The organism is Acidobacteriota bacterium, from assembly GCA_016208495.1.
In the GTDB taxonomy this organism is placed as follows: Bacteria; Acidobacteriota; Blastocatellia; order Chloracidobacteriales; family Chloracidobacteriaceae; genus JACQXX01.
Window position 1 is genome coordinate 81,344 of sequence record JACQXX010000136.1, and the last position, 17,069, is coordinate 98,412.

Below are 17,069 nucleotides of genomic sequence, written 5' to 3' on the forward strand. Positions count from 1 at the left end.
CAGCCCTCAGCCCTCAGCCCTCAGCCCTCAGCCCTCAGCCCTCAGCCCTCAGCCCTCAGCCCTCAGCCCTCAGCCCTCAGCCCCATAAGCGCCAGGATAAGAAAATCCGTGTCCGTTCCGTTGGCATTGAACGACGCTCGTGTCGGGCCTGGATCCCGTCCTGGCCGTATTCCGTGGGCTTCGCACCACGGCTATTAAACGACGACCCTTCGGGCCTCAAACCCTTATCCTGGCGCTTATGGCCCTCAGCCCTCAGCCCTACTTTGCCACTTCTTCCTGTTCCTTTTTTAGCAATTCAGCACACCTTGGATTTTGATTTCCTTTGGCTAACGCCTGTTCCAGCCACCTGACTGCCTGGGCATGGTTGCCACGTCCGGTTTCGACTAACCCTTGCAAATAAAGCATATCGGCTTCGGTTGCATCTGTCAGGCGTGGGAGTTTTCGGTACCAGTAACTTTCCAGCAATTTCAGATTGGCCAGGCGTGAATAGGGGAGCTGATTTCCACGTGGCGTGGTGTACTCAAGAAACGGGTACCAGTCAGTGCTGATTTCAGCCATCGGTTCACTGTTGATAAACTCAACGACACTCTGGTCATAGAGATACAGGCCGCTCAAGACCGAAAGCATGTCATTTCCAACAATATTGGCATTGTCCAGACATTGATGGATCTGTGGGCGCTCATTGAGCGATTCAAGGGTTTTGAAATTGACTTCCAGCGGTTGGTCTGAACCAAGCAGAATTCCCTGACCGCCTCCGACAAAAAAGGCCATGTGCGGAAATACCGAATGCATGGTTTTGACGATACTGATCAAATCCACCGGGTCCATGTGGTGAATTTGAACCCATTGCTGAAACACACCTCCAGACCGAAGCCGCTTGCGACAAAGCTCATAAAAATTCTGGCTGTACAGATTCGCGGCACCCGCAAACCAGATATTGGTGAGTTCAATACTGATCAGATCATATTGCTTCGGGGTCAACAAAACGTAGTTGCGCCCATCGGTGACGTGGAGCCTGACCCGTGGATCATCCAGGATGTTGCGGTTCAGGTGCCCAAAATAGTCGTGGGCGGCGGTGACAATGCCCGGCGAAATTTCAGCAATATCAATTTCTGAAAAGGGAAATGCTCCGATGACACTGGCCGTGGTGCCAGTTCCAAGCCCGATTACCAGTGACTGGTTATAGTTACGGGTAAACAAAAGCGGCACAATAGCAAATTGCTTTTGGGCGGGAACTTCGTGCGTGTCATTGCCCTGGAATTTGGCGTTGGCCAGCAGTGTGCGCGTGGTGTCGCTTTGAACCACACTGGTGACGCCGCCAAGTACGTCCTCGTGATAAAATAAAATCTTCTGATTCAATGGGTTGGCATACGTGTAGCTGCTCAGGACGTGGGCGCCGACGTTGAGGTGATTCAAATCCCATTTCGGAATGATGGTAAACCCCAGCACACCGGCAGCCACCGTCAACGCCACAAAACGGTTAAGAAATTGTTTGTGTTGATTCAGGAAGACAACTGCAATCAGAACCGCCAGGCCCAGATTTGCTGCTGCGGAGACTCGCATGAGCCGCTCAGCTCCCAGGTAGGGAAGGAGCAAAAAACCGGTCACCGTGGAACCAAAAATACATCCGATAGTGTTGAAAAAATAGACGATGCCAATTTGTTCCGCTAACCCTGGCAGTTTGCGCGCCTGAACCTTCATCACCAGCGGAAAGCTCATTCCAATCAGCAGGGCTGGCAAAAACATAACCGTGAAACACCCAATAAAACGGATGGTTTCGGTTAAGGTAAAGCTGGGTCTGAAAAACTCGGTCAATTGAAAAAGTCTTGGAATATCATCCCACAGTGGCAGCAGGGCAAATACGGCCACACCCAGCGCAAATTGCGATAACACCAGCCGACATTCAGCACTTTTGTGTTCGTCAATCACCTGTTTGACAAAGTGGCTTCCCAGTGCAATGCCCAGCAGCATTGTGGTAAGCATGGTTCCAAAGGCATAGGCGCTGGTACCAACGGTTTGAGCCAGGACATGCGTCCAGGCGACTTCATAGGCAAATGAAATCACACCTGAAAGAAAGGCGACAAAATACAACCAGCGATGGAGCGTCGAACTGGCAATTGCCGGAAGTGGTTCTGATTTGGTTGGACGAAATCCGAGCCCTGAAGCCAGGGCATCAAACCCATGCTCTAGCTTTTTGACCGGCCACGAAGGTTGGGTTTCCTCCTGCGATGCTGGAAGTGGCCCAGTCACCGGTTCAACCTGGGGAGTTCCCCGCAATAACCATAAGGCAATGCCAAAAATAATCAAATTTCCCACGACCGCCAGACCCAGCGTTCCATAAATGCCAAGCGCCCCCAAGATGAAAAACGTGACGCTAAACACTCCAAACGCAGCGCCAAAGGTGTTGACGGCATAAAGCAGGCTGACCCGCCGCCCAATGTGCCCGGCGTGATGGACAATATATTTGGTCATTGCTGGGAGCGTGCCTCCCATGAGAATAGTCGGCGGCAGGACCAGAACCAGCGAGAGCAGAAATCGAACCGCAGTCAGTTGTCCAAACGAGAAGTGGTAGTTTTGATAGAGCCGGATATAGATCGGCTCTAGCCCGCGAAAGATCAACGGCACAAAGGCGCAGTACAGGCCAACCCCAAGTTCGAGGTAGGCATACAGTTTCAGCCCATTCCTTCCGCGTTCGACATATTTTCCAAAAACATAGCTCCCAACGGCCAATCCGCCCATAAAAGCCGCGAGAATCGTGCTGACGGCATAGGTTGTATTTCCAAAGACATAGCCAAGGAGTTTGACAAAAACCGTTTCGTAGGCGAGTGAGGTGGCACCCGAAAGAAAGAACAACACCAGCAGGCTTTTTGAGGAAGGTTTCATGATTGGAGGGAAGAAAGGCGACTGATACCAGTCAGTGGTCAGTAGTCAGTAGTCAGTAGTCAGTAGTCAGTAGTCAGTAGTCAGTAGTCAGTAGTCAGTAGTCGAGTGTTGGGAATTGAGAAATCTTGTCAAGTGGATTTAGTTCTATTTGAACCATTTAGGAACAATTCTTTTCAAGAATTCCACCGATTCAACGATCCGGGTTTGGTCTACTGACTACTGACTACTGACTACTAACTCATCAACTACTGACTACTGACTACAAACCGGTATTATTTCTCTAACTCGTTCAAGAGATGGCTTAACTCTGGGAGAATCAATTTTTCCATTCCAAGCGTGACCGCTCCGGTTGAGCCGGGAAGGGAAAACAAGATTTTGCCATTAATGATGCCCGCCGTGGCCCGTGACAGAAATGCTGCCGGTCCAATGTCTTCATAGCTGAGCATCCGGAAAATTTCGCCAAATCCAGGCAAACGTTTTTCCAGCATGGCATCCACGACATCAAAGGTGGTGTCGCGGCGTGAAATACCAGTCCCTCCATTCAGCAAAATGACCGAAAATTGAGGGTTGGTGGCTAAATGACCAAGCAGGGCGCGGATGTCGCTTGGTTCATCGTGGATAATTTGATAGTGCACAATGGTATGGCCGGCAGCCGCGAGCTTTTCGCGCATGGTGCGGCCACTTTTATCGGTTTCTTCGGTTCGGGTATCACTGACGGTAATGACAGCACAGGCAGCGATGCGTTGCACGGACGAGACGTGGGCGTGTTTTTGAACTTCACTCATAGAAAAAGATGGAGGAAAAATGCGACCGGCATTGACAATTTTCTGTGCTCCGCCTGAAAGTATTTGAAAATAAAGACGTTTTGTTTGATTGACAAAGTCTGTCGAGAAAACGGTCAGCGCCAGATGGATGATAACCTTGGCAGACGGAAACGTGTTTATGTACTCTGGCATTTGCCACAGTCGCCCCGAAATTGCAAACCAACAACGCCCGGCTTCCTCGCCTCTCATTCCCATTCAAGAAATGATCGCATTGTGATTCTGGTTGATATGTTGTTCTCACTCCTGGTGTTGATTGCTGCTGGTCTCTGGGTTGGCCAGGCAATTCGCCGCGCATGGGAACGAAGACAGCTCAAACGTGGATATGATCCACAGCCGGATGAATTCTGGCGGGACTATGACAACTCGCCTCCTCGACGTCGTTCGGTCGAGAGTTATGCCAGTCGTCACCGATCACTCTATGCAGAAGATGACTGGCCAGAAGACGATAGCGGATGGCACGTCAAAAATGTGAGCCATCCGCAACGCTGTGAAATCTGTCATCAGAGCGATCAATTTGACCCGGAAACCCTGGTCTGTGGCCGGTGTGGGCATTACACCCATTGAAGCCAGGGTGGAAGACGTTGGGCGGAAGAAATTGGGTCAATCCCCAGCTTTAAGCCCAGGGTTCTTCAGCCCGAGTTCTTCAGCCCGAATTCTTCAGCCCCAAGCCCTCAGCCCGAATTCTTCAGCCTGAATTCTTCAGCCTGAGTTCTTCAGCCTGAATTCTGTTGAATGTCGCCTCCTATGTCCCTAAACTGGGCGCCACACACAGGCATTTTCCGGTAACTCTATTATTAGGCTCAGGATTACGCCGATTCAATCAGGAAGGCCATATTGTTTACCGGGATGCACCCCTGGTCGAGTTGGCGAAGACCGAGGGTGCCGGAAAAGAAAAACTGACAATCTGAGTCTGAACGTGGTAGAGTCTCACCTTTTATTTTCCATCCAACTATTTTCACTGTCTTTGCCGTTCAGGTCATTCATTTGAATTCATATCAGTTTCTGCTCAGCCAAAGACAAACTGTTGGAGCGTGTTTTATACCGAGCGCTGTCGGTCAGACTGACAGCCACCACTGATACTTTGCAATTTTAAGGAGAGTTCATATGGCTGATAAGCCAGTTATTCCTGATGCGACTGAGTCTGGTGAACCTGGGAAATCACAGGCCACGCCAGTCGATTCTCAATCTGTAGAGCGTGAAGCCGGTGCGGAAACGGCTCAGGTTGCGTCAGGTCAGGACGTCCCCACACTGGCCGAATCCGCTGCGGATTCCGAGACTCAGGACCCAGTTTCAAAAACAGCAGTTGACGCCCCCGAGTTTGATATCTCGCCGCTGGAATCGTTGATCTTTTCCATGCGGACGTCCTCGCCAATGCACGTCACCATGGATCTTCCAGAAGCCAAAGAAGATTTGATCGAACTGGAACATCCATTGGGGCATCCAGAAGCGCCAATCCACTTAAGCAGCCTTGGGGCTGAAGAAGAACCCTTTATTGATCCCGGATTGCCCATTCCCGAAGCCTATGACGCCGATATGATTTCGGCCCTGGTTCAGGATCCGTTCCGAATCTACATCTACTGGGAAATTCGTCCGGAAACGCTTCGCTCAATCAATAAATTGTTCACGCCCGAAGAGGTGAAAACCTTCCAGCCGGTGTTGCGTGTTACCGACAAGACCAACGAAGAAGAAACCTATTACCCAGTCAAAATTCCAAGCAGCGACTGGTTGAGTGTTTCCCCTGGTCGAACCTACATTGTCGAATTCGGTGTCTATTCACCCAATTTTGGTTTTGTGCCATTGATGGCTGCCCCTGAAGTGACCACCCCGCGTGGAACGGTGGCGCCGCCGTCAACGGAACCTGATTTCCAAATCAGCACAGCGCGCTTCAAAAAATTGCTTCGGGCTTCAGGGTTTAGTGCCCATGCCGGAGCGTTGCCTCACGAAACGCTGGCTGACTGGCTGCCACCGCATGTGACCGATGCCTTTATCCAGGCTGGTGCCGGCGAGCCATTGCAGGAAATTCATCTGGAGGCGATTCCAGAAACAGTGCGTGATATCCTGGCGGAACTCATTGCCCACGGGGAAGGTGAGATGGCAGCCAATTCGTTGCTGCATTACCTGCCTTCCGTCCTGCGCGATGCCTACATTGCGTATCTGGCTGGCCGTGGAATGCCAACGGGGATCCGCAACGTGGAACACCTTCGTGACCTGGTCGGACCGGTTGATCTGGAAGGTGACGGTGTGGCTGACAGTGAAGAATGGACCGAATACGAGTACAGTGAGTGGGAAGAAATCGAAGACGAAGACTTCTTTGCTCCAGGGCTCTTGCGATTTGGAATTGGGAGTTCGGCTGGAAGCGAACTTGGAAGCCTCCATGGCCGCCGTCGCCGCCGCCTTCCACGCCGAGTCCCACGCCGTCGTCCGGTCCTCAAACAGGTTGAGCGGCCAGCACCCTGGTTGCCAAGTATGGATCGTCCAGCCAGCAGTGGCGGTCGAGCCCTGCTGTTGCCGATGGATTTAGATGTCCCCCCGTTGCCAGATGAGATCTAACATTTTTTGTGTGCGGGGATTCTGATCACTGCTTCAAATGGGTGAACGTCTTGCGGTTGGGGTTTCTTTCTGATTGAAAGCAGTCAGAATGTAACCCCAACCCCCATATCCATTGACCAGTGGCCGTGAATTTCCCACACGACGTCTTCCGACCACAACCCACAACCCCACGATATGTCCTTTTCAACCACAGGAGAACTATGGTTACGGGATTTCTTGCCCTGATTTTGCACGCCCATTTGCCATTTGTCCGCCATCCAGAACATCCAGAATATTTAGAAGAAGACTGGCTTTATGAGGCGATCAGTGAAACCTATGTGCCGTTGGTGTTTAGTTTTAGCCGATTGCACAAAGCGGGTGTTAAATTTCGTGTGACCATGACCATGACACCGCCGCTCTGTGAAATGCTGGCGGATGCGTTGTTACAGGAACGCTATTCAAAACATCTGGCAAAACTGATCGAATTGACGACCAAAGAAGTCGAGCGTACCGCAGGCACTAAATTTGAGAATGCTGCCCGGGCACATCATGAACATTTCAGCGGTGTTCAGGACCTGTATGAAAATCTGTATCAGCGGGATTTGATTCGTGCTTTTCGCGAACTGCAGGATGCTGGGGTGCTTGAAATCATCACCTGCGGCGCCACGCACGGGTTTTTGCCGTTGATGTATCGCCGCGAAGCCCGACGGGCCCAAATCCAGGTGGCCGTGCGCAACTATGAAAAGCATTTCGGACGCCGCCCGCTTGGAATCTGGCTGCCGGAATGTGCCTATCAGCCCGGAATTGATGAACTTCTGGCCGAAGCTGAAATCAAGTATTTCCTGGTTGATTCACATAGCATTATGTTTGGGACGCCGCGTCCGATGCGGGGCATTTTTGCGCCGGTGATTACGCCTTCTGGAGTGGCGGCCTTTGCCCGCGATGTGGACACCAGCGAGCAGGTGTGGAGTTCCGTCATTGGTTATCCCGGCCATCCCAATTACCGCGAGTTCTATAAAGATCTGGGATATGAAGCCGAAGAGGAGTACATCAAACCGTATCTGCATCTGGATGGTGTGCGCCGAAACGTCGGGATTAAATATTATCGGGTCACCGGTAAGGTTGATTTACACGAAAAGCAGCCCTATGAACCGGCCTGGGCGACCGAAGTTGCCGCTGAACACGCTGGTCACTTTCTGGCCTCCCGTCAGGTTCAAATGCACAATTTGCGGCCTTTGATTGGCCGGGCGCCGCTGGTTGTCTCGCCCTATGACGCTGAGTTGTACGGGCACTGGTGGTATGAAGGCCCGCAATTCCTGGATTTTCTGATTCGTAAAATCCACTATGACCAGGATGAAGTGCATTTGATCACGCCAGCGGATTATTTGGAGATGTTTCCGGAAAATCAGCCCCAGACGCCGTCGGCTTCTTCCTGGGGAGCGGAAGGCTATAATCGTGTCTGGCTTAATCGTGCGACTCAGTGGATGTATCGCCATCAGCATATTGCCGAAAATCGAATGGTTGATCTGCTCAACCGGTTTCCACAAGCTGAAGGACTTCAGTTGCGGGCACTCAACCAGGCCGCACGCGAACTTCTGCTGGCACAATCAAGCGACTGGGCTTTTATCATCACCAATCAGACGATGGTCGCCTATGCCGTGAAGCGATTCCGGGATCACATTCACCGCTTTACCAAACTGTATGAATTTTTAACGACCGATACGATTGAGGAAGAATGGCTAGCTGAAGTTGAAAGCCGGGACAATATTTTTCCGGAAATTGACTATCGGGTGTACCAGTAAGTATTGAAGGGGAGAGAGGTCGGAAAAGTTTGAAGATCTCTATGCTCTGAGCCTGAAGAGGAAAGAAGTGGCTGATGGTGGGCAAAAAAATGGCTGGGAGGCAGGGATTCGAACCCCAATAATACGGTTCAGAGCCGTAGGTCTTACCATTAGACGACCTCCCAGTACAGAACCGGCAATATAGACAGTTTTTCTGAGATCTGTCAAGCCTCTCTTTTTTTGCCTGCTGGTCAGGATGTGTGGTCCCCATTGTTTCAGAGTACCCAAAACTGCAACGTGAACTCCAAACAGGGCATCGCACCAGAGCGTCCAGGTTCTCGCTTTAAAATTCCAAGTAAAGTTTATTTTGATTTTTGGGAAGCTGTGGTAAGGAAAGAGCTTTCCCTCCATAATTTATTGGTTCAGGTTATTTCACATGCCCAAAAGACGAGTTGTATTCAAGCTTTTGATTGGTTTATTGGTCGCCTTCACCGTTCTCTATTGCAAATTTGAGACTTCTCTCAGCCCAATTGCCCATGGGTCAACCACCCCTGGGCCGCAAGCGCCCTCACCTTCTGACGGACAAGAGGATGGTGATGCCCCGCTTGTGGTGGCTTCAGTTGTCAACGTGACCTTGCCAGTGACCGTGCTGAACGAAGACGGCAACTTTGTACGTGGGTTGAAACAAAATGATTTTCAGGTCTTTGAAAATCGTCAGCAACAGCGCGTTGTGAGTTTTCAAAAGCATGACGGGTTGACATTGAACCTCACGCTTGCCATGGATATCAGCACCAGTGTGCGGAACCGGCTGGCATTTGAAAAAGAAGCGATCAAAGAATTTTTAGAGCGGTTGCTTGATAACAAGCGCGACCGGGCATCGCTGGTCACATTTAATGAAAAAGTTGATTTTCGTCAGCAGTTTACCAGTGATTTTGACCGGATTTCATCCATTGTGGATCGGGTCTTTCAGGCCCAAGGTCAAACTGCCGTCTATGATGCCGTTCACAAAATTTGCACTGAACAGATGAAAGCGGCTACCAGCAAACGGCGCGTGATTTTGTTTATTACCGACGGCGCCGACACAGCCAGCCAAAAGACCCTGGATCAGGCGATTCGAATTGCTCAACAAACCGAGGTCGTTATTTTTGCCATTAGCACCAAGGGTGGTGGGGTGTTTCGGGTGGAAGGAAATCCATATCACAACCTTGATGATAAAGACCTGAAACGGCTGTGCAAAGAAACTGGTGGCGATGTATTTTTTCCAAGCGATATGGGACAGCTCAAAGCTGCTTTTCGGTTGGCGGAACAAAGCCTTCGAAATCAATATTATCTGGTGTATGAACCGGAAAACAGCACTCCGAATGGATTCCGCCAGATTGAAGTTCAGATTGCGGGACGGAAAAATTTTAAAGTGCTCACCCGGTCAGGCTACCTTGCCACACCCCAGTGAACATACCTCCAACCGTCAATTCGTTGTGAATTCATAGGGCTGAGGGCTTTCAGGCACTCAGCCCTTGTTCTTCAAACTTCTTTATGTCTGGCACTTTATATTTAATTCCCACCCCGATTGGTAACCTCGAAGACATCACCCTGCGCGCCGTGCGAATTCTCCGTGAAGTTGACCTGATTGCCTGCGAAGATACCCGTCATACCCGCAAACTCCTCTCCCACTTTGATATTCACACACCAACATTGAGCTATCACGAACATAATGAACGTGATCGGGTGAACCGGTTGCTGAGTGACCTCCAGAGCGGGAAATCAGTGGCGATTGTGAGTGATGCTGGAATGCCCGGAATTTCAGATCCTGGCGCTGTGATTGTTCAGGCCGCTGTTGAAGCTGGATGTCCAGTCACCGCCTTGCCCGGTGCCTGTGCCGTTCCAACGGCGTTGGCGGCTTCGGGTCTGAACACCGAGCAGTTTTTGTTTGCTGGTTTTCTTCCTGTCAAACAAGGTGCCCGTCGGCAGGCACTGGAAGGGCTGCGCGATCTGTCGGCAACTTTGGTTTTTTATGAAGCCCCGCACCGCCTTCTCGCCTTTCTTGAAGACGCTTTGCTGGTACTCGGGAATCGCCCGGCAGTGGTTGCCCGCGAGCTTTCAAAACAGTTTGAAGAATATGTGCGGCTGCCCTTAAAAGAGCAAATTGCCCATTTTATGCATCAAGAACCACGGGGCGAGATGGTAATTCTGATTGCTGGAAAGAGTCAGGACGTTCAAACTGAGCCACTTTCGCCGCGCCTGACTTTGCGAGAAGATATGGAACGGCTAATCGCTGGTGGGATAAGTCCCAATGCGGCAATGAAACAACTGTCACAGAAATATGGTGTTGCCAAACGCGAACTGTATCGTCAGTGGCAGGAAGAAAAAGACCAGGCCGATGAAGTGACAAGGTGACAAGGTGAAAAGATGAGGTAAGGGCGCTGTTGCTTTGAACCGCGCCCTCTTCGAAAACCCGGAACCCGGAACCCGGAACCCGGAACCCGGAACCCGGAACCCGGAACCCGGAACCCGGAACCCGGAACTCGGTCAGTCTTCTTCATTCTCAATTCTTCATTCTTTATTCAATTTATGTGTGGAATTTGCGGCGTTTTTGAATTTGGTCGGGCTCATGGTGAAGTTTCCGAGACATTGTTAACTGCGATGAGCGATGTGATTGTGCATCGTGGGCCGGACAGTGGTGGAACCTATATCAGCCCGGATCGGCGGCTGGGTCTGGGATTTCGTCGGCTGGCGATTGTGGATCTCTCATCGGCGGGAAATCAGCCCATGACAAATGAAGACGGTTCGGTGTGGCTTGTTTTCAACGGTGAAATCTACAACCACCGGGTCTGGCGACAGCAAATGCTCGAAAAGGGGCATGTGTATCGCTCTGAAGCCGACACGGAAACCATTCTGCACCTCTATGAAGACCGTGGCCGCGAGTTTGTGCATTGCCTGCATGGCATGTTTGGAATTGCACTCTGGGATAGCGTCAAGGAGGAACTTACACTGGTTCGGGACCGGATCGGTGTCAAGCCGGTCTACTACACGGTTGCCGATGGTCGGTTGATCTTTGGTTCGGAAATCAAAGCCATTCTTGAGCATCCGGCGGTTGTTCGTGATGTGGACGAAACCGCGCTCTATCACTACCTGACATTTTTCACCACACCCGCGCCACAAACCTTGTTCAAAGGTATTCGCAAGCTCCCGCCAGGGCATATGCTCATTTGTGATCGAAAGGGAAATATCCGAATTGAGCGCTATTGGGATGCGATTGTTGAAACGCCGAAAGAAGCACTCACCGAAGCCGAAATCATTCCTCGTCTGCGTGACCTGCTCACCCAATCAATTGAAAAGCGAATGATGTCAGATGTCCCCTTTGGTGTTTTTTTAAGCGGCGGTGTTGATTCAAGCGCCAACGTTGCCTTGATGTCAGCCTGCTCCACTGAGCCAGTACGCACATTTACGATTGGTTTTAAAGGGATTGAGACCTACAACGAGCTTGAGTACGCCCGCCAGATTGCCCGCCACTTTGGGACTGACCACCACGAAATTCTGATTGGTCCAGACGAAGTGCTGTCATTTCTTCCAGATCTGATTTTCCACCAGGATGAGCCGATTGCTGATCCGGTCTGTGTGCCACTGTATTATGTCTCGAAGCTGGTGCGTGACAGCGGCACGATTGTGGTTCAGGTTGGGGAAGGCTCAGACGAAATTTTTTGTGGCTATCCCAATTATGTTGATTTTCTCAAGATCCACGAGCGGGGATGGTCGCACCTGGAGCGATTACCGCGTGGTGTCAGGTCAGGTCTGGCGGCAGCGGCGGCGCCCTTTAGCCAGTTTGCGGCTGAAACCTTTATGCCACGAGGGAAAAAATTGATTCCGGATCTGGTCCGACGCTTAGGGGCCAATGAAGAACTGTTTTGGGGCGGTACGGTGGTGTATGACGAAGTCAGTAAGTCACGCTTGCTTTCCAAAGAATTACGTGACCGGTTAGGGCGTATTTCTTCCCACGATGTCGTGAGCGGGTTGGTTGATCATTTTGACTCAAAAAAACCGGATGGCGATTTTCTAGAGCGCATGATCTACCTTGAACTCAATCTGCGACTGGCCGAGCTGCTTTTGATGCGGGTTGACAAGATTACCATGGCAACATCAGTTGAAGCCCGAGTGCCATTTCTGGACCACGAGTTTGTCGAATTTGCTATGACGATTCCTCGTCACCTGAAATACAAAAACGGGCAAACGAAATACATTCTGAAAAAAGCACTTGAAGGAATTCTGCCGGACAACATTATCTATCGAAAGAAACAGGGTTTTGGTCTTCCCATCAAAGAATGGTTTATGGACGGGTTTGGCCAGGAACTTGATCAACGAATTCTGAACTCCCGACTGCGAAAGCGAAACTATTTCAATTATGGTGAGATCGAACAGATGCTGGCCGCGCATAAAGCCGGCAAAATTGACTATAGTTTCAACTTGTGGGGATTGCTCAATTTGAGTCTGTGGTATGAGCGCTGGATTGAACCGGCGTAATGTCTACCCAAGAAGCGAAAAAATCCAGACATCCCAACTCATCGTCCAGACATCTACCCAGCGGCCATCTCTCTCATCCGCCTCAATCAAAACAACTTCATTTGGTCTCAGGTTTTGTTCGCAGGAGAACGTTTATGAACAAGCTGCGGGGTATTCTGGCAATCGGCTGTGTGATTGCAATGTTGGGTTTGTCTGGGAGTTTACTTCCCGTCTGGTCGGCAGTACCGAAAAAAAGACAGTACCGGTCAGGTCAATCGGTTCGTCCTGGAGATGTCCTGCGCCTTGAACTTTTGTCGCCTATTGGCACCAAAGATAGCCGTGAAGGTGATCAATTTACCGCACGAGTTCTTTCGCCCACCACCTTGCAAGACGCTTTTATTGAAGGTCATGTCATTCGAATTAACCGCAGTGGCCGGGTTTCAGGCCGTGCTGAGGTCGAACTGTCATTCGACACCCTGGTAATGACTGATAGACGCGAACAACAAATCTCAGCCCAGGTTGAATCAGTCGAACGCAATGAAGTTGAAGTGGATGCTGAAGGCCACGTCAAAAGCCGTGGTTCACAAACCCGCGATGCGATTTTGATTGCGGGTGGGGCCGGAATTGGCACCGCGATTGGCGCTATCATTGGTGGGAAGAAGGGGGCGGCGATTGGTTCCGCAATTGGCGCCGCCGCCGGAACAACCACGGTTTTGACAACCCGTGGCGAAGATCTGGATTTTCCAACCGGTACCACCATGCAAATCCGCATTACTCAGTGAACAGTTGATTATTTGAATTGAACAAACTGACGAGCGCCATTCTGGTTTGATAGGACCAGGACCGCGCTCGTCGTTGTGTTTGACCACGACTGTACTGATGAGATTGCGACTTGTTCTTTGAGGGAAAAAATCTATACTGAGTCGGCTGCTAACCCTTTTGACACACTCAATTATACCGTCTCAACCCAATACCACACATGAGCTGTGAGTGAAAGAACTCAAAAAAATGAACGTAGCGAGCCACTGATACCATTCTGGAATGATTCTATCGTATGAGCAAGAGGCTAAATTGTTGATAAATTTGTGTTTCCCTCAGCCCTGAGCCCAATACCCTCAGCCCTAAATGGTATGACTACTGACTAAATACTGGTGTTTCTTTATGCACTTTGTACTTCGCCGTTTAGTTCCGGTGTTGGCTGTTGTCGTTTGGACTTTGTGGTGGACCCTGCCAGCCAGGGCCGTGCCCAGTTTTCCCAGACAACTCACGGTTCATTATCAGGTCACACTGGAGAAAGCTGGAAATAAAGCGGTTTTGGTTGAAATGCGCCTTCAGGGTCTTGACCGCCCAACGGTGGATGTCGCGATCCCAGCCTGGACACCCGGCTCCTATGAAATTCTGAACTATGCGCAGTATCTTTCAGAACTTGCTGCCAAAGGAGCGACGGGTCAAGCTCTGGAAACCCGCTTCGTTGATAAGCAAACCTGGCGAATTCAATGTGCCGGACAGACACAGATTTCAGTGCGGTATCGGGTGATATGCGATCAATTAACAGTTGATTCCAACTGGCTTGGTCCCCAATTTGGTCAGCTTCAAGGTGCCGCGACATTCCTCTATCTTGTTGGGGAAACAGGGATTCCACGCACTGTTGAATTTACGCTGCCATCTGGGTGGAACGTCGCCATGCCATTGACTCAAGTCGGAGGAAAAACCTTTACGGCCAGGGATTATGAAGCGCTGATTGATGCTCCAATGGTGCTTGGAAAGTACCGCCGAACGGATTTCACCGTTCAAAAAATCCCATTCTCCTTCTTTACCGTTCGGGAAAACGCCGATATTGAGGGGTTGCAGGAAGCGATTACCAAAATTGCGCTGGTGTATGCTGAAATGATGGGCTCGCTTCCTTTTGACCGGTATTTTCTGATTTACATCCCTTTTGAATCCAACTCTTTAAGTGTCATTGAGGGCCTGGAGCATGCCAATTCCACCGTAATCAATTTTTCACCTGAAACACTGGTTGATTACCCCCTTGCCAGTGTTGACTTTCTTTCTGTCACCGCCCACGAAATCTTTCATGCCTGGAACGTGAAACGACTTCGACCAAAGGAACTGGTTGGGGCTTCGTTGGCCCAGGAGGTCTACACCCCGTCGTTATGGTTTGCGGAAGGCGTGACCGATTACTATGCGATGCTTGGGCTGGTACGGGCAAAATTAATTCGGTTGCCAGATTATGCGGCTTATCTGGAACGGAATCTCAATGCCTTGGAAGAGGCTCCAGGCCGACAATTTATGAGTCTGGAAGATGCTTCATTGGCCACCTGGTTAACTGGCACGAGTAATTTTCAAAATATTCAGCTTGATTACTATGGCAAAGGTGCTGTTGTCGCGGCCCTGCTCGATATTGAACTCCGAGCCAAAACGGAAGGGAGATATTCACTTGATGAGGTTGTGCGGGCAATGTATAACCGGTTTCCTGAAACTGGTCCTGGATATTCAAGTGATGATATCCTTCAGGAAATCAATCGTTTGACTGGAGTTGACGTAACCGAGTTTTTTCGACGCAATATTAAAGGCAGTGAGGAGTTGCCTTCTCGGGAACTCTTTGAAAAGATTGGGCTTCAGGTCACAGTTAAGCGGGATGAATTTGCTTATCGTGGATTTGGTCTTGAGTTTGATGGGCGGACGACACGTGTCATTCAATGTGATCAGGACTCACCAGCGGAAGACGCAGGTCTTGAGAATGGTGATATTGTCCTGAGTGTGAATCAAGAGACGATTGTGTCGCAAACTATGTTAAATCGAGTCGTTGCAAAAATGACTTCACTGCCTGGGCCAGTTGATTTAAAAATCAAGCGCCGCAAAAAGATTCTTTCACTAACCGTGGCTGCAACACAGTCCGTTTCAGTTACTGTTTCCGTCAAAATTCTTTCAACTCTCTCGCCATCCCAACAAGCCTTGCAACGATCAGTTTTTCAGTTGAGTATGGCTGTCCCACTTGGAAAAAAAGCGGCCTGAACGTGTGAATAAAGAAGTACCAGGATTGAGGAGGTGCATGTGGTCTGGTTGGCTGCCGCGGGCTTCAAACCCGTAGTGTCCTGGTGAGAGCCGGGATAGGTGGGTTCGATTCCCACACGCCTCCGCCAATTGTTTTCAATGGTTTAGATGAAGTAGTGAGTCGGTGATGCTCGCTACGGGGTAAGTTGGGAATGGGAATTCCCAACTTTCGCCCAACATTTGAGAATGTTTCGAAAAACTCAAATACAAAAAGGTGGATTTCCAAAAATCCACCTCTTTTTTTGCTTGTATTCTCTTGAGTCAGGCTGGCATTAATTTTCGAGCCTCATCAGCGATTGTCCTCTGAATCTCCCCTGGCCAGGGTTAATGCCTTATCAGCTTTGGATTCAACCCGGTAAATCGTGTCCTTCAAATCCTGAACCACCTCACGAACCATCCGCCTATCAGCTTCAGCCGCTTCTCGGACCATCTGTCTGTCAGCCTCAGCCGTTTCCATTGACTGCCTGGACAGTTCCAGCAATCCGGCAACACTGATTTTCAGGTTTTCGATGTCACCAGACATTCGAACCTGGTTTTCTTTCAGCAAATCAACATCCACACTGAACTTGGCCTGCTGGTCCAGAATGAACTGCATGGTGCGTTCCATTTCTTCGTGAGTCATTTATCAAGTCTCCGTTTTGGCTTCATGGCGGGGCGCCAGTTCAAGCCGCATTGTCTTCCAGCGCATCGAGCCTGGTGGCATTATCAGCCAGCTTGACGTCCATGGCATTCAACCTGCGGTCAAGCTTGCGGAATCCCGTTTTCAAATCCCCTTTTAACTCCCCCAGGTCGTGCTCAATCCGGTCCAGCCGGTCCAGCACCGGTTTGAGTTTCTCGTCAATGATTTCTTCGAGCATTTTCTTTAAGTCCATATTGGTCTGATAGTTCTCTGGTGGCGGATACTTTTTGGTTGGGTCTTCGCTGCTCATTTGGATCCTCCAGGTTGCTCCAGTTTGGTTACTCGCTTTTCGAGCCGGCCCACCCGTCGCGATGTTCCCTTTTGCGCTTGGGTAGGGCCAGTGACGTTCTCCGCGCTGGTGATTGGCATAAGCCCTCCACTGAATTTTTTAATCCGCAGGTTGAGGAGTTCTGGCGGCACGCGCTTCCTGACGTTCTTTTACTTCTGCCAGTGCGGACATGTTTCGAGAGAAAAAATCATCATCCGATTCGCGCGGGACCGGGTAGCCGGTTTCATATTCAAGTGCCCGCAGGGCCAGATCAATAAGTTTTGGGTGCTCTGGTGTCACAGTGCCCAGCTCCCATCGGGAAATAGTATTTCCAGGAATTCCAAGTTTTTCTCCCAGTTCGATTTGGGTGAGTCCTAATTTTCGGCGACGGGTGCGAATGTCAACGGGTTCCATTTCTTGACCTCCTATGAGCTTTCATCTGCCAATGGGTTAGAGGTCATTCTACATCGTGCTGAATTTCCGTCAACATTTTTCAGTGATTGCCCGTCACCCCTGAACCACAGTTCACCCCTGAACCACAGTTCACCCCTGAACTG

At 50.3% G+C, this 17,069-nt stretch carries 13 protein-coding genes and 2 tRNA genes; 9 read left to right on the forward strand and 6 right to left on the reverse strand.

Annotation, left to right across the window (positions count from 1 at the left end):
• Positions 1-258: 258 nt before the first annotated feature.
• A complete protein-coding gene (locus tag HY774_26820) occupies positions 259-2,883 on the reverse strand; it encodes a fused MFS/spermidine synthase (protein MBI4752118.1) in 2,625 nt (874 codons plus the stop codon).
• A 272-nt stretch (positions 2,884-3,155) separates the two neighbouring features.
• Positions 3,156-3,668 (reverse strand): MogA/MoaB family molybdenum cofactor biosynthesis protein, encoded by a 513-nt coding sequence (locus HY774_26825; GenBank protein ID MBI4752119.1) that lies wholly within the window; start codon positions 3,666-3,668, stop codon positions 3,156-3,158.
• 267 nt (positions 3,669-3,935) lie between these two features.
• Between HY774_26825 and HY774_26830 the strand changes: the two genes are divergently transcribed.
• From HY774_26830 to HY774_26840, 3 genes are all read left to right on the forward strand, one after another.
• On the forward strand, positions 3,936-4,271 hold the full coding sequence (locus HY774_26830; GenBank protein ID MBI4752120.1) for a hypothetical protein: 336 nt from the start codon (positions 3,936-3,938) through the stop codon (positions 4,269-4,271).
• A 540-nt stretch (positions 4,272-4,811) separates the two neighbouring features.
• Positions 4,812-6,257, forward strand: a complete 1,446-nt coding sequence (locus HY774_26835; GenBank protein MBI4752121.1) for a DUF4912 domain-containing protein — start codon at positions 4,812-4,814, stop codon at positions 6,255-6,257.
• 200 nt (positions 6,258-6,457) lie between these two features.
• Positions 6,458-8,038: a DUF1957 domain-containing protein gene (locus HY774_26840; GenBank protein MBI4752122.1), complete on the forward strand. Its 1,581-nt coding sequence runs from the start codon at positions 6,458-6,460 to the stop codon at positions 8,036-8,038.
• 90 nt (positions 8,039-8,128) lie between these two features.
• Here HY774_26840 and HY774_26845 read toward each other — a convergent pair.
• Positions 8,129-8,202: transfer RNA gene (locus HY774_26845), tRNA-Gln, on the reverse strand.
• Positions 8,203-8,453: 251 nt separating this feature from the next.
• Here HY774_26845 and HY774_26850 point away from each other — a divergent pair.
• From HY774_26850 to HY774_26875, 6 genes are all read left to right on the forward strand, one after another.
• Positions 8,454-9,467, forward strand: coding sequence for a VWA domain-containing protein (locus HY774_26850; protein ID MBI4752123.1), 1,014 nt, complete (start codon positions 8,454-8,456; stop codon positions 9,465-9,467).
• 83 nt (positions 9,468-9,550) lie between these two features.
• The gene (rsmI, locus tag HY774_26855) at positions 9,551-10,411 is read left to right on the forward strand and encodes a 16S rRNA (cytidine(1402)-2'-O)-methyltransferase (protein MBI4752124.1); all 861 of its coding nucleotides are present in this window, start codon (positions 9,551-9,553) and stop codon (positions 10,409-10,411) included.
• 174 nt (positions 10,412-10,585) lie between these two features.
• The gene (asnB, locus tag HY774_26860; GenBank protein MBI4752125.1) at positions 10,586-12,532 is read left to right on the forward strand and encodes an asparagine synthase (glutamine-hydrolyzing); all 1,947 of its coding nucleotides are present in this window, start codon (positions 10,586-10,588) and stop codon (positions 12,530-12,532) included.
• Between the two features lie 134 nt (positions 12,533-12,666).
• Positions 12,667-13,293 (forward strand): hypothetical protein, encoded by a 627-nt coding sequence (locus HY774_26865; GenBank protein ID MBI4752126.1) that lies wholly within the window; start codon positions 12,667-12,669, stop codon positions 13,291-13,293.
• 379 nt (positions 13,294-13,672) lie between these two features.
• On the forward strand, positions 13,673-15,526 hold the full coding sequence (locus tag HY774_26870) for a PDZ domain-containing protein (GenBank protein ID MBI4752127.1): 1,854 nt from the start codon (positions 13,673-13,675) through the stop codon (positions 15,524-15,526).
• Positions 15,527-15,555: 29 nt separating this feature from the next.
• Positions 15,556-15,654, forward strand: a tRNA-Sec gene (locus HY774_26875).
• Positions 15,655-15,854: 200 nt separating this feature from the next.
• On the opposite strand, the gene HY774_26880 is transcribed toward HY774_26875, so the two are convergent.
• From HY774_26880 to HY774_26890, 3 genes are all read right to left on the reverse strand, one after another.
• The gene (locus tag HY774_26880) at positions 15,855-16,187 is read right to left on the reverse strand and encodes a hypothetical protein (protein ID MBI4752128.1); all 333 of its coding nucleotides are present in this window, start codon (positions 16,185-16,187) and stop codon (positions 15,855-15,857) included.
• Between the two features lie 40 nt (positions 16,188-16,227).
• Entirely contained in the window at positions 16,228-16,494 is a 267-nt protein-coding gene (locus HY774_26885) for a hypothetical protein (GenBank protein MBI4752129.1), read from the reverse strand.
• Positions 16,495-16,632: 138 nt separating this feature from the next.
• Positions 16,633-16,926, reverse strand: coding sequence for a helix-turn-helix domain-containing protein (locus HY774_26890; protein MBI4752130.1), 294 nt, complete (start codon positions 16,924-16,926; stop codon positions 16,633-16,635).
• Positions 16,927-17,069: the final 143 nt, after the last annotated feature.

Bases quoted from the DNA above. Each gene is read 5' to 3' on its own strand.
- HY774_26820 (MBI4752118.1), bottom strand. From the start codon at position 2,883: ATGAAACCTTCCTCAAAAAGCCTGCTGGTGTTGTTCTTTCTTTCGGGT.
- HY774_26825 (MBI4752119.1), bottom strand. From the start codon at position 3,668: ATGAGTGAAGTTCAAAAACACGCCCACGTCTCGTCCGTGCAACGCATC.
- HY774_26830 (MBI4752120.1), top strand. From the start codon at position 3,936: ATGTTGTTCTCACTCCTGGTGTTGATTGCTGCTGGTCTCTGGGTTGGC.
- HY774_26835 (MBI4752121.1), top strand. From the start codon at position 4,812: ATGGCTGATAAGCCAGTTATTCCTGATGCGACTGAGTCTGGTGAACCT.
- HY774_26840 (MBI4752122.1), top strand. From the start codon at position 6,458: ATGGTTACGGGATTTCTTGCCCTGATTTTGCACGCCCATTTGCCATTT.
- HY774_26850 (MBI4752123.1), top strand. From the start codon at position 8,454: ATGCCCAAAAGACGAGTTGTATTCAAGCTTTTGATTGGTTTATTGGTC.
- rsmI (MBI4752124.1), top strand. From the start codon at position 9,551: ATGTCTGGCACTTTATATTTAATTCCCACCCCGATTGGTAACCTCGAA.
- asnB (MBI4752125.1), top strand. From the start codon at position 10,586: ATGTGTGGAATTTGCGGCGTTTTTGAATTTGGTCGGGCTCATGGTGAA.
- HY774_26865 (MBI4752126.1), top strand. From the start codon at position 12,667: ATGAACAAGCTGCGGGGTATTCTGGCAATCGGCTGTGTGATTGCAATG.
- HY774_26870 (MBI4752127.1), top strand. From the start codon at position 13,673: ATGCACTTTGTACTTCGCCGTTTAGTTCCGGTGTTGGCTGTTGTCGTT.
- HY774_26880 (MBI4752128.1), bottom strand. From the start codon at position 16,187: ATGACTCACGAAGAAATGGAACGCACCATGCAGTTCATTCTGGACCAG.
- HY774_26885 (MBI4752129.1), bottom strand. From the start codon at position 16,494: ATGAGCAGCGAAGACCCAACCAAAAAGTATCCGCCACCAGAGAACTAT.
- HY774_26890 (MBI4752130.1), bottom strand. From the start codon at position 16,926: ATGGAACCCGTTGACATTCGCACCCGTCGCCGAAAATTAGGACTCACC.